The following is a 14,252-nucleotide window of genomic DNA, read 5'->3' as shown; positions in this document are numbered from 1 at the left end:
CCCCGCCGGCCTCACCACTGGTAGAACCGCAGATAGTCGAACGATGCCGTGACCGCCGGTTCGGCGCCACCGTGGGCGACCAGGCCGACCCGCGGGTTGCTGTCGGCGGGCAGCGTCCACACTCCACCCCACGTCCAGCGCTTGCCGTCGCGGCTCACTCCGGCCCGGTACTCGTGCTCGCCGTTGACCGGGTCGACCCGGTGCGCGAGCCGCAGCCACGTCGTCGTGAGGCCCGGGGTGCCGGCGATCGTCCCGCCGTACGAAAGCGCGTCCGCGTACGGCATCTCCTTGCCGAACTCGACCTGCCGGGTGTTCCAGATCGCCACCGCACTGAGCCGCGCGAACAGGTCGTCGCCGGCGTAAGCGATCAGTCCGGCCTGCTGGTAATTGCGGACGACGTCCTCACCCAGCGGCAAAGTCAGCTTGGTCTCGGCGATCCAACGGCCCTTGGGCGGCGTACGAAGGAAAATGCCCGCGTCGTTGCCGGTGCCCGTCAGGTCGGCGCCTTGGACCGGCCAGTTCAGCGCTCCCCCGCCGACCGTGGCCGCCGGGTCCGGCCGCACCCAGCTCCAGCCCGGCTTCGCGCTCCCGAACTCGTCCGAGAAGGTCAACTTCCCGGGTGCGGGCGTACGGGCCGGGGGCGCGTCGCGTCTGTCGGACGCCCAGTCGCCACCGTTCACCGCCGGCCAGCCGCCGGCCCAGTCGAGCCGGTCGATCAGCATCGGGCGTTCGTTGATGCCGAACGGCTCGTCGAGATACGGATCGTTGCGGTCGATCGCGTGATAGACGAACCAGTCCTGCCCCCGCCGGTCGGTGATCAGTCCGTTGTGGCCGGTGCCGACCCAGCGGTTGCCGTTGGGTGCGATGACCGGGGTGCCACCGGCCCGCGAGACGTCCAGTCGCAGGCCGTCGCGGTCGGTGAACGGGCCGAGCGGGCTGCGCGACCGGCCCACGGACACGGAGTAGCCCGTGGTCGGGCCCGCACAGCAGTTGGCCGACGACGCGAATAGGTAGTAGTAGCCGTTGCGGCGTACGACGTACGCGCCCTCGAACTTGTTGTCGATGGCCACGCGCGTCGGCGTGCCGGTGATCTTCAGGCCGTCGGCGGTGAGTTCGCTGACCCAGATGCCACCGAAGTAGCTGCCGTAGTACAGGTACTTCTTGCCGTCCGGGGTGGTCAGCTGGGCCGGGTCGAAGGTCCACCACCAACCACCGTCGGGCGCCGCGCGCGGCGGCACGGCCGGTTCCGCGGCCCAGGTCCAGGGGCCGGTCGGCTTGGGCGCGGTGGCCACGCCGATCGCCGAGGCGCCGGGAGCGGTCGTCGTCTCGGTCACCGTCGCGTAGAGCACCCACCGGTTGCCGATCTTGCGGACGTCGGGCGCCCAGAGCGAGGCGTTGGCGGCCGCGAACGGCGGAAGGTCGCCGAACGCGTCGCCGACGTACTTCCAGTTCTTCAGGTCGGTCGAGCGCGCGATCGGGATGCGGTGGGCGACCTTCTCGCCCTCCCGCAGCGGGTCGGACGTGCCGTACCCGTAGTAGAACCCGTCGTCGCCGCGGACGATCACCGGGTCGGCGAAGGTGTCGGCGAAGCTCGCCGAGATCGGGTTGCGCGGCCCGGAGGCGCCGAAGGCCTGGGCCGCCGACGCCGTGAGACCGACGAGGGTGATCGCCGCGGCGAGCGCGGCCGTCAGACGTCGCATGATCATCCTTTCAGGCCGGAACGGGAGACACCCTCGATCACGTAGCGCTGCGCCACGATGAACAGCAGCAGCACCGGGATGCTGGCCACGAGCGCGCCCGCCATGATCACCGGATAGTTGATCGTGTACGCGCCCTGCAGGATCGCCAGGCCGGGCTGAAGCGTGAACTGGTCGGGGCTGAACAGCACGTAGACCGGCCAGATGAAGTCGTTCCAGTTGGTCAGGAAGCTGATCACGGCCAGCGTGGCCAGCGCCGGCTTGGACAGCGGCAGCACCACCTTGGTGAAGATCTGCCACGAGTTGGCCCCCTCGAGCACGGCCGCCTCCTCGAGCTCCCTGGGCAGGCTCAGGAAGAACTGCCGCAGGAAGAAGACGCCGAACGCGCCGGCCGCGCCCGGGATGATCAGCGCCCACAGGGTGTCGAGCATGCCGAACCGGTCGACGATCAGGAAGTTCGGAATGATCAGCACGAAGCTCGGGACGAACAGCGTCGCGATGATCATGCCGAAGATCAGCTTCTTGAACCGGAACTCGAGCCGGGCCAGGGCGTAGGCGGCCATCGAGGCGATCGCCAGCACCAGCACGGCCTGGCCGGTGGCGGCCAGCAGGCTGTTGACGAACCAGCGCAGCACCGGCGTCTGCGAGTTGCCCAGCAGCGTGTCGATGGCGCCCATGGTGGGTTCCTCGGGCAGCACCGTGGGCGGCACCCGGGTCGCCTCGCCGGGCGTCTTGAACGCGGTCAGCAGCATCCACACCAGGGGCGCGACGAAGATCAGACTCAGTCCGATCAGGACGGTGTACCAGGCGACGGGCTTCACTCGTCTCATGCGTCCTTCTCCCGGAAGAGGCGGAACACGATCAGGCTGATCACCAGCAGGCACGCCGTGAGCAGGTAACTCATCGCGGCCGCGCTGCCCATCTTGTAGTCGCTCAGGCCGACCTGGGCGATGTACATGATCGCCGTACGGGTCTCGGTGCCCGGCGCGCCCTGGGTGATCAGATAGGACTGGCCGAACATGTTGGCCGACACCAGCACCGTGTTGACCGTGACGAACAGCAGCACCGGGCGCAGACCGGGCAAGGTCACGTGCCGGAACTCGGCCCACTTGCCGCCGCCGTCGATCCGCGCCGCCTCGTACAGCTCACGCGGGATGTCCTGCAGCCCGGCCAGGTAGATCACCGCGTTGAAGCCGAGCGTCCACCAGACCGTGACGCCGACCAGCGTGACCCAGCCCCACGGCAGCGCCGTCGTCCACGGCGTGTCCCCCGGCAGCCCGATCGCGCCCAGCACCGCGTTCACCACGCCCAAGTTCGGGTCGAGCAGGAACCGCCAGAGCACGCCGATCACGGCCACACCCAGCACGTACGGCGCGAAGTAGATCGCCCGGAACAGGGTGCGGCCCTTGAAGCTGCGGTTGAGCAGCAGGGCCAGCATCAGCGGGACAGCCAGCAGCAGCGGCACGCTCAGAACCGTGAAGATCCCGGTGGCCGACAGGCTCTCCCACCAGAAGCTGTAGACCGCCGAATTCGAATCGAACAGCGCCTTGTAGTTGTCCAGCCCAACGAACGGCTTGCCCGGCAGCAGGTAGTCCCAGTCGTGCAGGCTGATCCACAGGCCGTACACCGCCGGCGCCAGCACAAAAGTGCAGAAGACGACGGCGTACGGCAACAGGAACAGGTACGGCGTGAGGGTGCCCGTACGCCGCACCCGGCCGCCGGCGCCGGACTCCCCAGTCGGCACCGGCGGCGTACGGGTGAGTGCGGTCTCAGCTGCCATACTTCTTGGCGTTCTGCTCCAGGAGCTGGTTGGCCTTGGCGGCGCCGTCGGCGAGCGCCTTGGCCGGCTCCTTGCGTCCGAGGACAGCCTCGTTGATCGACGTGACCACGGTGGCCATGACGTCGGCGATGCCCGGCTTCGGCGGCAGGAAGTGCAGGTCGTCGATCTGCGAGCCGATGGCCGACTGCTCGGGCAGGGCCTTGAAGTCGGCGCCGTTGCGGATCTCGGCGCGGGCCGGCACCTGGCCGCCGCGGGCCCACTCGATCGAGTGCTGGCTGATCCAGTTGATGAAGACCTTGCCCGCGGTCAGCTTGTTGTCGTCCTTGGCCTTCTGCTTGAACTGCACGAACTGGTGCGAGCCGGCCCAGGCCGCCTTCTGCGGGCCGATCTGCGGCAGCGCGGACACGCCCCACTGGAGGTTCTTGTCCTCCTTGAGCGTGTTGATCGTCCAGATGCCGTTCCAGTTGAACGCGTTCTTGCCGTTGCGCAGGGCCACGATGTCGGCGTCCTGGGCCACGTTCTTGGGGCTGTAGCCGTTCTTGACGTGGTCGGTCATCCAGGTCAGCGCCTTGACGCCGGGGTCCTCGGCGAACAGCGCCTTGGTCGCGCCGTCGTCGAACAGGTTGCCGCCGAACTGCCACAGCAGCGACTGGAACTGCATGCTGCCGGTGAACTCGAACGGGGTCACCCAGTCGCCCTGGATGCCCTTGGACTTCATCGACTCCAGGGCCGCCTGGTATTCGTCGTTGGTCGTCGGCGGCTTCTCGGGGTCGAGGCCGCCCTTCTCCATCACGGCCTTGTTGTAGAAGAAGCCGAGCGGGTGCACGTCGAGCGGGATCGCGTAGCGGGTGTTGTTGTAGACGCCCGCGTTCCACACCGGCGGCGAGAAGTCCTCCGCCTTGAAGTTGAGCGCCTTGGCCAGGTCTTCCAGGGGCAGGATGACGCCGCGGGCCGCGTTGGTGGCCACGTGGTCGACGTGCATGACGCCGACGTCGGGGCCGTTGCCGGTGGCGACGGCGGCCGGCGTCTTCTGGTAGTAGTCGGCCCACTGGTACGTGTTCATCGTGACCTTGATGTTCGGGTGCTCGGTGTTGAACTGGTCGACCAGCTTCTTCATGAACGGGCCGTCGCCACCGGTGAAGCCGTTCCAGAAGGCCAGGGTCACGTTCGGCCCGGTGTACGCGGTCGCGGCGGGCGCGGCGTTCTGGCCGCCGCCGGTGACCTTCTCGTTGGGACCACTGTCGCCGCAGGCGCTCAGGAGCACGGCACCGCCGGCTCCGGCGCCCAGGGCCATCAAATTACGGCGCGAAATATTCATTTGGACTCCTCGGGGGTGAGGCACAGCGCGTGCCAGGACACGGGCGGTAGGAGGATCTCTTCTTGGGGCGCCTGGTTGACCAGTTCGGGACGACCGGCGCTGAGCGTGAGGTGCTCCCGGATCCGGTGCTGCGGGAAGGCACGCAGATCGAGGGAGAGCGGCACCGGCTCGGTGCCACGGTTAACCAGGAAGACGGTGAGGGCGCCGGACTCCTCGTCGTGAGTGGCCACGGCGTCGACCGACGGCACCTCACCGAAGCGGCCGGTGGTCATGTCCGGCGAGGTGAGGGCGGGGCGCAGCACGGTTCCCCGCGCGAGGCGGGCGGTATGCGCGAACGGGTGGAAAATCGTCTGCCGCCAGGCCTCGCCGCCGGCCCGGGTGCGGATCGGCGCGATCACGTTGACCAGTTGGGCCTGGGCGCCGACGGTGAGCCGGTCGGCGTGGCGCAGCATGCTGATCAGCAGGTTGCCGACCACTACCGCGTCGGTGCCGTTGTAGTCGTCCTCGATCAGGGCCGGCACGTCCTCGATCGCCCTGTCCTCGGGCTCGGTGAACCGGGACTGGTACCAGACGTTCCACTCGTCCAGCGACAGCTTGATCCGCTTCTGGCGGCGCAGTTTCGCGCGTACGTAATCAGCGGTGGACACGACGTTGTCGATGAACCCGTCGAGGTCGACGGCGGAGGCCCGGAAGCTGGCCTCGTCGTGCTTCTCGGGGTCGTAGTAGGTGTGCAGCGAGATGTAGTCGACCTGGTCGTACGCGTGCTCGAGGACGGTGGCCTCCCACGCGGCGAAGGTCGGCATGTCCGAGTTGGAGCTGCCGCAGGCGACCAGTTCGATCGTGGGGTCGACCCGGCGCATGGCGTGCCCGGCCCGGGCGGCCAGCCGTCCGTACTCGTCGGCGGTCAGGCTGCCGATCTGCCACGGGCCGTCCATCTCGTTGCCCAGGCACCACAGCCGTACGTCGTGGGGTTGCGCCACCCCGTGCTTGCGGCGCAGGTCGGACGCGGCCGTGCCCTCGGTCAGGTTGCAGTACTCGACCAGCTCGGCGGCGGCCTCGATGCCCCGGGTGCCCAGGTTGACCGCCATCATCGGCTCGACCCCGGCCAGCGACGACCAGCGCATGAACTCGTTGAGCCCGAACGCGTTGCTCTCGAGCGCCCGCCAGGCCAGGTCGAGCCGGCGGGGGCGGTCGCCGCGCGGGCCGACGCCGTCCTCCCAGCGATAGTTCGACACGAAGTTGCCGCCCGGATAGCGGATCGTGGTGACGCCGAGCTCGCGCACCAGGTCGAGCACGTCGCCGCGAAGCCCGTCGGCGTCGGCGGAGGGGTGGCCGGGTTCGAAGATGCCCGTGTAGACACACCGGCCCATGTGCTCGACGAACGAGCCGAAGAGCCGCCGATCGACCGGGGCGACCGTGAAGGCCGGATCAAGGGTGAGCTGCGCCACTACCATGCCAAGTTTTTACAACGTTGGATTCAACGTTGTAAAGAGACAGCGGTAAAGATCCTGAAACGAATCCGAAACGCGTGATCTTGCCTGGTAGGCCGCCGCCTCCCCCACCCACCCCGGGACGGCGACACTACGCGTTTGTCAAGGCAAGGAGCGCCGTCATCCACAGTCGGCCCCGACGGGCCACCCCGCTGTATCCACAGGCCCGCTCAGCCCGCAGTGCTCTCCCGAGCCACCAGCCGATGGTCCACGCGCAACTCGCGGGGCGCCCCGGCCGCGGCCGGCCCGTCCCCGAGCCGTTCGGCCAGCAGATCCACCGCGAGCTGAGCGATCCGCGGCGCGTCGGGCGCGATCGTGCTCAGCGTCGGCGTCGAGAACCGCCCGTCCTCGATGTCGTCGAACCCGATCACCGCGACGTCACCCGGCACCGAGACTCCCCGCGAGAGCAAAGTCCGCAAAGCCCCCAGCGCGAGCAGATCGTTGAAGCAGAACACCGCGTCCGGCGGTGTCTCAAGATCGAGCAGCCGCGCCATCGCCGCCGCCCCGTCGGCCCGGTGGAAGCCCTCAGCCGCCATCTCCAAGGCCGGATCGGTCGGCAGCCCGGCCGAAGCCAGCGCCGCTCGATAACCCGCGAGCCGCTGGTGCGCGGTCACCGCGGAGGGCTTGTCCTGCACGCCGATGGCGGCAATGCGTCGCCGCCCCAGCGATGTCAGATGTCGGGTCGCGTCGGCCGCGGCCGCGGTGTTGTCGATCGCCACGTGGTCGGCCGGTCCGTGCCAGACGCGCTCGCCGAGCAGCACCATCGGCGTGCCGTCGCGCAGCGCCAGCTCTTCCCCGGCCAGCGCCAGCGGGCTGAAGATCAGCCCGTCGATGGCGTGCCGCCGCAACCCCTCGACCAGGTCGCGCTCGCGTTCGGCCTGGCCGTCGGTCTGGTCGATCAGCACCGTCCAGGATCGACGCTCGGCGGCCTGCACGATCAGACCGGCGATCTCGGCGAAGTAGGGCGACTGCAGCTCGGGCACGGCCAGCGCGATCACCCCGGAGCGGCCGCTGCGCAGCTGACGGGCGGCGATGTTGGGCACGTAACCGAGCGCGTCGATGGCCGCCTGCACCCGGGCACGGGTGGCCGGGGCCACGTGCACATAACCATTGACGACGTTGGAGACCGTCTTGATCGACACACCGGCCCGCGCGGCGACATCCTTGAGGCCCGGCGGCACGAAAAGGGACTATACAACGTTGCAGTACTTAAGTCCGATCACCCGGCGGAGCTAAGGGAAGGCTAAAGGATCAGCAAATCGGATTACTGTGACGGCATGTCCCCGAGCGCAGCGTGTCTGCCCGTGAAGGAGCCCGCGGTGCACCTCGAATCAGATGTCGACGCATCGCTCGTCACGCTGACGGTGGACGGCGCGTGGGACCGCGCGCTGTGGAAGCAGACCACCGAGCGGCTGAACAAATGCCTGGCCGAGCACCCCGAGGCGCTCATCGTGGACCTCTCCTGGCTCGACGACCCCGGCGCGGTCAGCGCGCCCACCTGGATGGCCGCGCAGCGCAAGGCCGCTGCCATGACACCCCCGGTGCAACTGGCCCTGTGCATCCCGCCCGACCTGCCGCTGGCCGACCGCATGCAACGCCTCGGGGCCCGGCACTATCTGCCGGTCTACGCCCGTGTTCGCCAGGCCCGGGTCGCCATCGCCGGCCGGCTGCCGCTGACCGAGCGGCTCAAGGCCACCCTGCCGCCCGAGCCGGACTCGCCCAGCATCGCCCGCAACCTGGTCAGCGACGCCTGCCTGGCCTGGGACAGGGTGGAGCTGCTGCACCCGAGCCGGGCCGTGATGTCCGAGCTGGTGACCAACGCCATCGAGCACGCCCGCACCGAGGCGACAGTGGTGGTCTCGCTGCGCGGCGCCGGCGTCCACCTCAGCGTGGCCGACGGCGTCACCGCGCCGCCCCGGCTGCTCAGAATGAGCCGGGTGCGGCGCGACCAGCCGCTCGACGAGCACGGCTGGGGCCTGCACATGGTGGACGCGCTGGCCGTGGCCTGGGGCAGCCTGCCCACCAGCACCGGCAAGGTGGTGTGGGCGACGCTGCAGCCACCCGCGACGCACAAACGGCAGCCGCGGAACGGAACCCCGCGACTGCCGTCGAGCGTACGGAACGACGGGCCTACTGGGCCTCGATGATCATGCCGGCGCCGACCGTGCGGTTGGTGCTCTCGTCGATCAGGATGAAGCCGCCGGTGGTGCGGTTGCGCCGGTACTCGTCGGCCAGCAGCGGCACCGTGGTGCGCAGCCGCACCCGGCCGATCTCGTTGAGCTGAAGCTCGCCGGCCTGCTCGTCGCGGTGCAGGGTGTTGACGTCGAGCCGGTACTGCAGGCCGCGGACCACCGTGCGGGCCGTGCGGGTGGTGTGCTTGATGGCGTACTTGCCGCCGACCCGCAGCGGGGCCGTCTCGTCCATCCAGCAGATCATCGCCTCGATGTCCTGGGCGACGGCCGGGGCGTTGTGCGGCCGGCAGATCAGATCGCCCCGCGAGATGTCGATCTCGTCGTTCAGCCGCACGGTGACCGACATGGGCGGGAACGCCTCGTCGACCGGGCCGTCGGCGGTGTCGATGCCGGCGATCGTGCTGGTCATGCCGGACGGGAGCACCATGACCTCGTCGCCCGGCTTGAGCACGCCCGAGGCGACCTGGCCCGCGTAACCGCGGTAGTCGGTCACTGTCGTCGACTGGGGACGGATCACGTACTGCACCGGGAACCGCACGTCGACCAGGTTGCGGTCGCTGGCGATGTGCACGTGCTCGAGGTGGTGCAGCAGCGACGGGCCGTCGTACCACGGGCTGTTCTCGCTCCGCGACGCGATGTTGTCGCCGTTCAGCGCGGACACCGGGATGATCGTCAGGTCGCCGATCTCGAGCTTGGCCGCGAACGAGGTGAACTCGTCGGCGATCTTGTCGTAGACCGCCTTGTCCCAGTCGACCAGGTCCATCTTGTTGATGCAGAGAACCAGGTGCGGCACGCGCAGCAGCGAGGTCAGGAACGCGTGCCGGCGGGACTGCTCGACCAGGCCCTTGCGCGCGTCGACCAGGATCAGCGCGAGGTCGGCGGTCGAGGCGCCGGTGACCATGTTCCGCGTGTACTGAATGTGGCCCGGGGTGTCGGCGATGATGAACTTGCGCCGCGGGGTGGCGAAGTAGCGGTAGGCCACGTCGATCGTGATGCCCTGCTCGCGCTCGGCCCGCAGACCGTCGGTGAGCAGCGCCAGGTTGGTGTACTCGTCGCCGCGCGAGGCGCTGGCCGCCTCGACCGCCTCGAGCTGGTCGGCGAAGATCGTCTTGGTGTCGTAGAGGAGACGGCCGATGAGTGTCGACTTGCCGTCGTCGACGCTGCCGGCGGTGGCGAACCGCAGCAGGTCCATGCGCGCGGCGGGCGCCGTCTCGGTCTCCAGGACGGCCTGGCTCATCAGAAGTAACCCTCTCGCTTGCGGTCTTCCATCGCGGCTTCGCTGACCTTGTCGTCACCGCGGGTGGCGCCCCGCTCGGTGATGCGGGTGGCGGCGACCTCGTCGATCACCTTTTCGACCGTGTCGGCCTCGGAAAGCACGGCGGCCGTCTGCGAGGCGTCGCCGACCGTGCGGTAGCGGACCCGGCGCACCTCGGAGGTCTCGCCGTCGCGAAGCCGGATGAACTCGTTGACCGCGTAGAACATCCCGCCGCGCTCGACGACCTCACGGTCGTGGGCGTAGTAGATGCTCGGCAGCGGGATCTGCTCCTTGGCGATGTAGTGCCAGACGTCCAGCTCGGTCCAGTTCGACAGCGGGAACACCCGGATCGACTCGCCGGGGTGGTGCTTGCCGTTGTAGAGCCCCCACAGCTCGGGCCGCTGGTTCTTCGGGTCCCACTGGCCGAACTCGTCGCGGAAGCTGAACATGCGCTCCTTGGCGCGGGCCTTCTCCTCGTCGCGGCGGGCGCCGCCGAAGAGCGCGTCGAAGCGGTACTTCTCGACGGCGGCCAGCAGCACCGGGGTCTGGATCCGGTTGCGGGTGCCGTCGGGCAGCTCGCGCACGAGGCCCGTCTCGATCGCCTCCTGCACGCTGGCGACCACCAGGTTGAGCCCGAGCGTGGCGACCCGGGTGTCGCGGTACTCCAGCACCTCGGCGAAGTTGTGGCCGGTGTCGACGTGCATGACCGGGAACGGGATGCGCGCGGGGGCGAACGCCTTTTCGGCGAGACGCAGCATCACGATCGAGTCCTTGCCGCCGGAGAAGAGCAGCACGGGACGCTCGAACTCGGCCATGACCTCGCGCATGACAAAGATGCTCTCGGCTTCGAGGGCATCCAGATGCGAGACGCGGTACGGCTTCGTCTGGCTCATCTGATGGGCTCCAGACCTCTCAAGGGGGAAGGCAACGTTGCCCTTAGACAACCGTCATTCTGACGGAAGGTGACGCTGCAACGCTGCAAGCAACCGAGGAGCGAGATCCTTACGGCACACCACCAGGTCCGGCAACTTAGGGTCGGCCTCGTTGTATTTCAACGCAGATCCGTCGATTCGGCTAGCGTGCAGCCCGGTGGCCAACGCCACAGCGACCGGGGCCGCCGAATCCCACTCGTACTGGCCGCCGGCGTGCACGTAAGCGTCGGCCTCGCCGCTGATTACGGCGGCGATCTTCACGCCGGCCGAGCCCATCGGCACCAGCTCGGCCCCGATGTCCTCGGCCAGGGCGGTGACGAAGGCGGGCGGCCGGGTACGGCTGGCGGCGATCCGGATCGGGCCGGCCGTCGCGTCGAGCGGCATGGGCGGGTACGCGGGAGCGTGGTCGGTGGCGATCGTGCGGTGCTGGGCCGGCATCGCGACCGCGCCCGCGGACAGGCAGGACGGGCTCGAGCAGTCGGCCGTCCACAACGCCACGTGCACGGCCCAGTCGGTGCGGCCCTCCTCGGAGAACTCGCGGGTGCCGTCGAGCGGGTCGATGATCCAGACCCGCGAGGCGCCGAGCCGCTCGGGCCGCACGGTGCTCTGCTCGCCCTCGCGCCAGGCGTCGCGGGCGTGGTCGTCCTCCTCCGAGAGGACCGCGTCGGCCGGGCGCCAGCGGGCCAGCTCGGCCCGCATCAGGTGGTGCGCGGCCTTGTCGCCGGCCGCCTTGAGCGCCTTGCCGTCGGCGTAGCCGACCTCGTCACGGACCTGCAGGAGCGTCTGCCCCGCCTTGTCGGCCAGCCACCGGGCGAAGGCCGCGTCGTTCACCGGCGGGACGCCGCCGTCATTGCTCTCCCGCTGGGGGGTCACGCGCGCCGACGTCTCTGTCCGCTCGCCCATATCTCAACCGCTCCTCTACGCCGTCAGTACGCTCCCGAGGAGCGCACCACTGCGGTCATGGTGCGCAACAGGATCACCAGATCCAAACTGAGGGTCCAGTTCTCCACATAGCGCAGGTCCAGTCGGACCGCTTCCTCCCACGGCAGGTCCGATCGTCCGGATACCTGCCACAGGCCCGTCATGCCCGGCTTGACGGCGAGCCGGCGCCGCACGTCGTCGGCGTAGGCCGCCACCTCGGACGGCAGCGGCGGACGCGGTCCGACCAGCGACATCTGCCCCAGCGCCACGTTCAGCAACTGCGGCAGCTCGTCCAGCGAGAAGCGGCGCAGATACCGGCCGACCCGGGTCACCCGCGGATCGTCACGGATCTTGAACAGCACACCGTCGTTCTCGTTGAGATGCCGCAGCTCGGCCAGCCGCGCCTCGGCATCCACATACATGCTGCGGAACTTGAAGATGCGAAACAACCGGCCGTCGCGACCCACCCGCACCTGTCGAAAGAGTACCGGCCCGCGGGAAGTGCACCGCACACAGAGTGCGAGCGCGAGCAGCAACGGACCGAAGATCATCAATAGGGCCAGCGCGCCGATCCGGTCGAACACCTCTTTGACCAGGCGCGATCCGCCGTGCAGACGCGGGTGCTCGACGTGCAGCATGGGCAGTCCGTCGAACGGGCGGATCGTCGTGCGGGCGCCGGCCACATCGACCAGCGCGCTCGCCACCACCAGGTCGACCTCGTCGCGCTCGAGCCGCCAGGCCAGCCGGCGTAGCGCCGCGCCGTCGAGCTCGGGGCAGCTCAGCACCACCACCGTGTCCGCGTCGGCCTGCTCGACCGCACCCGCGACATCCTCGAACGAGCCGTAGACCGGCAGCCCCTGCGGCCCGCCCACGCCGACGCCGTCGTGCCCGGGCGGCAGGCAGGCGCCCACCACCTCGAGCCCGTGATAGCGCTCCCGCCGCAGCTGGCGGGACATGCCGATGACCGAGAGCTCGTGCCCGACCAGGATCACCCGGCGCAGGCTCTCGCCCCGGGCCCGCGCCAGGTGCAGCCGTTTGCGCAGCGCGAACCGCAGCACAATGGAGGAGACGATCGCGGTGGGCAGGGCGGCCAGAACGTAACTGCGCGCCAGATCGAGGTCCAGCGCGTACGAGACCAGGGCCACCCCGGCGATCAGGCCGACCCCGCCACGGAGCACCCGCTGATACTCGTCGGTGCCGACGAACAGATAGCGCCGCTCGTAGGCCCGGGACACCGCCAGCACCGCCAGCAGGAGCAGCGGCAGCAGGACCGACAACCCCACGTAGGCCCGGTTGTAGGTGGTCACCTCGTCGCCGAAGCGCAGCCCGAAGGTGACCGCCCCGGCCGCCGTGCCGGCCATCAGGTCGCACAGCACCAGCGAGCGCACGTACTGGCGTTCCCACCGCTGCCGGCGCGACATGGCCGCGTGCCGACCGCGGATCCGCACGAAGGGCCGGGCGGCCGGCCGGGCCGCGGCCGACTTGCTGGGCTTGTCCGACCAGTGCCGGTCGATCGCCTGGTTGCGCGCGACGTCGGACTTGCCGCCGGCCGACAGCGGCGCCGCGTTGTCGGGCTTGCCGGGCGGCGGGTCGAGCCGGTTGGGCGACGTCGGCCGTCCCGGTGCCGGGCGTGTCGGGGCGGTGGCCCCGAGGTGCATCGCCGACGACCCGGCGCCGGCCGGCGCCGGGCTGAGCGGAACGACCGGGGACGGGATCGTGCGCTTGGGCCCGGCGTTCGCCGGCGCGTGGTTGGCCCATCCGTAGCCCTCGGGCGCGTGCGCCGGTGGCTTCACCGGACGGATCGCCGGCAGGAGCACGGTCGGCTGGGACAGCACCGCCTCCTGCGCGGACAGCTTGTGCTGCACCCCGAACCTCCCCCAAACGCCGGTCGCTTTCGCACCGATTCGGTGCATACGTCTGACCAACGGTCGGACGGTCGAGAGCGTCACGGGATCGAGGGACGGACAAAACCGCCCAAACGATCTAAACGTTTCGACCCCGCGGCATCAACCGCCGTGGTATTTGTTCTGCGCCCACTCCACGCCCTCGAGCACGATCGCCTCGACGACGTCGGCTGCCCGGTCGACGAGAAAGTCCAGCTCCTTGCGCTCGGCGCCGGAGAAGTCAGAGAGCACGTAGTCGGCCGGGTCCTGCCGGCCGGGCGGACGGCCGATCCCGACCCGCACCCGCGCGTACTCCTTGTCGGCCAATGATTTCGACATGGACCGCAGACCGTTGTGGCCACCCTCACCACCGCCACGCTTAGCCCTAACCTGCCCGAACGGCACATCAAGCTCATCGTGCACGGCAATCACGTTCGACACCGGGACTTTGAAGAACTGGCCCAGAGAGGCCACCGGCGCGCCCGACAGGTTCATGTAGGTCAGCGGCTTGAGCAGCACCAGTTTCGGGCCTCCGAAGCCCAATCGCCCCTCGGCCACTTCGGCGTGCGCGCGCTTCGACCGGCCGAACTTCGCGCCCACCCGGGACGCCAGCAGGTCGGCCACCATGAAGCCTACGTTGTGCCGGTTGCCGGCGTACTCCTTGCCCGGATTACCGAGCCCGACCACCAGCCACGGCGACTCGTCGCTCACTGCTCTCCCTCTCCAGACATGACTGCGGGGAAAGTGCCGCGCAGGCACTTTCCCCGGTCTTCGTACGTACGCC

General features: G+C 69.4%; 12 protein-coding genes. 1 reads left to right on the top strand and 11 read right to left on the bottom strand.

Going from position 1 to position 14,252, the window contains the following annotated elements; all coding sequences use genetic code 11:
* Positions 1–11: 11 nt before the first annotated feature.
* From OWR29_RS43610 to OWR29_RS43585, 6 genes are all read right to left on the bottom strand, one after another.
* On the bottom strand, positions 12–1,700 hold the full coding sequence (locus OWR29_RS43610; protein WP_267569514.1) for a glycoside hydrolase family 43 protein: 1,689 nt from the start codon (positions 1,698–1,700) through the stop codon (positions 12–14).
* A gap of 2 nt (positions 1,701–1,702) precedes the next feature.
* On the bottom strand, positions 1,703–2,527 hold the full coding sequence (locus tag OWR29_RS43605; protein WP_267569513.1) for a carbohydrate ABC transporter permease: 825 nt from the start codon (positions 2,525–2,527) through the stop codon (positions 1,703–1,705).
* Positions 2,524–3,477: a carbohydrate ABC transporter permease gene (locus OWR29_RS43600; protein ID WP_267569512.1), complete on the bottom strand. Its 954-nt coding sequence runs from the start codon at positions 3,475–3,477 to the stop codon at positions 2,524–2,526. Before OWR29_RS43600 ends, OWR29_RS43605 begins: the two co-directional genes overlap by 4 nt.
* Positions 3,467–4,795 (bottom strand): ABC transporter substrate-binding protein, encoded by a 1,329-nt coding sequence (locus tag OWR29_RS43595; RefSeq protein ID WP_267569511.1) that lies wholly within the window; start codon positions 4,793–4,795, stop codon positions 3,467–3,469. Before OWR29_RS43595 ends, OWR29_RS43600 begins: the two co-directional genes overlap by 11 nt.
* Positions 4,792–6,249 carry an arabinosylfuranosidase ArfA gene (gene arfA / locus OWR29_RS43590; RefSeq protein ID WP_267569510.1) on the bottom strand — a complete coding sequence of 486 codons (1,458 nt, stop codon included), beginning with the start codon at positions 6,247–6,249 and terminating at the stop codon, positions 4,792–4,794. The genes OWR29_RS43595 and arfA overlap by 4 nt, the downstream gene beginning before the upstream one ends.
* Positions 6,250–6,455: 206 nt before the next feature.
* Entirely contained in the window at positions 6,456–7,466 is a 1,011-nt protein-coding gene (locus tag OWR29_RS43585; protein WP_267569509.1) for a LacI family DNA-binding transcriptional regulator, read from the bottom strand.
* Between the two features lie 123 nt (positions 7,467–7,589).
* Here OWR29_RS43585 and OWR29_RS43580 point away from each other — a divergent pair, with 123 nt between their 5' ends.
* Positions 7,590–8,432, top strand: a complete 843-nt coding sequence (locus OWR29_RS43580; RefSeq protein ID WP_267569508.1) for an ATP-binding protein — start codon at positions 7,590–7,592, stop codon at positions 8,430–8,432.
* On the opposite strand, the gene cysN is transcribed toward OWR29_RS43580, so the two are convergent.
* From cysN to pth, 5 genes are all read right to left on the bottom strand, one after another.
* A complete protein-coding gene (gene cysN, locus OWR29_RS43575; RefSeq protein ID WP_267569507.1) occupies positions 8,416–9,714 on the bottom strand; it encodes a sulfate adenylyltransferase subunit CysN in 1,299 nt (432 codons plus the stop codon). The genes OWR29_RS43580 and cysN overlap by 17 nt on opposite strands.
* On the bottom strand, positions 9,714–10,676 hold the full coding sequence (gene cysD, locus OWR29_RS43570) for a sulfate adenylyltransferase subunit CysD (RefSeq protein ID WP_438872728.1): 963 nt from the start codon (positions 10,674–10,676) through the stop codon (positions 9,714–9,716). The genes cysN and cysD overlap by 1 nt, the downstream gene beginning before the upstream one ends.
* A gap of 3 nt (positions 10,677–10,679) precedes the next feature.
* The gene (locus tag OWR29_RS43565) at positions 10,680–11,567 is read right to left on the bottom strand and encodes a 3'(2'),5'-bisphosphate nucleotidase CysQ (protein WP_267569505.1); all 888 of its coding nucleotides are present in this window, start codon (positions 11,565–11,567) and stop codon (positions 10,680–10,682) included.
* Positions 11,568–11,590: 23 nt separating this feature from the next.
* The gene (locus OWR29_RS43560) at positions 11,591–13,243 is read right to left on the bottom strand and encodes a sugar transferase (protein ID WP_438872732.1); all 1,653 of its coding nucleotides are present in this window, start codon (positions 13,241–13,243) and stop codon (positions 11,591–11,593) included.
* A gap of 348 nt (positions 13,244–13,591) precedes the next feature.
* A complete protein-coding gene (gene pth / locus OWR29_RS43555; RefSeq protein WP_267569503.1) occupies positions 13,592–14,179 on the bottom strand; it encodes an aminoacyl-tRNA hydrolase in 588 nt (195 codons plus the stop codon).
* Between the last annotated feature and the right edge of the window lie 73 nt (positions 14,180–14,252).

The organism is Paractinoplanes pyxinae (assembly GCF_026626335.1).
Lineage (GTDB): Bacteria > Actinomycetota > Actinomycetes > Mycobacteriales > Micromonosporaceae > Actinoplanes > Actinoplanes pyxinae.
The sequence above is the reverse complement of the archived record's forward strand: the minus strand, read 5'-3'. Positions and strand labels throughout refer to the sequence as shown.

Excerpts from the sequence above, each read along its gene's own strand:
- OWR29_RS43600 (WP_267569512.1), bottom strand. The coding sequence starts at position 3,477 with ATGGCAGCTGAGACCGCACTCACCCGTACGCCGCCGGTGCCGACTGGG.
- OWR29_RS43610 (WP_267569514.1), bottom strand. The coding sequence starts at position 1,700 with ATGCGACGTCTGACGGCCGCGCTCGCCGCGGCGATCACCCTCGTCGGT.
- OWR29_RS43595 (WP_267569511.1), bottom strand. The coding sequence starts at position 4,795 with ATGAATATTTCGCGCCGTAATTTGATGGCCCTGGGCGCCGGAGCCGGC.
- cysN (WP_267569507.1), bottom strand. The coding sequence starts at position 9,714 with ATGAGCCAGGCCGTCCTGGAGACCGAGACGGCGCCCGCCGCGCGCATG.
- OWR29_RS43605 (WP_267569513.1), bottom strand. The coding sequence starts at position 2,527 with ATGAGACGAGTGAAGCCCGTCGCCTGGTACACCGTCCTGATCGGACTG.
- OWR29_RS43565 (WP_267569505.1), bottom strand. The coding sequence starts at position 11,567 with ATGGGCGAGCGGACAGAGACGTCGGCGCGCGTGACCCCCCAGCGGGAG.
- OWR29_RS43560 (WP_438872732.1), bottom strand. The coding sequence starts at position 13,243 with ATGCACCTCGGGGCCACCGCCCCGACACGCCCGGCACCGGGACGGCCG.
- arfA (WP_267569510.1), bottom strand. The coding sequence starts at position 6,249 with ATGGTAGTGGCGCAGCTCACCCTTGATCCGGCCTTCACGGTCGCCCCG.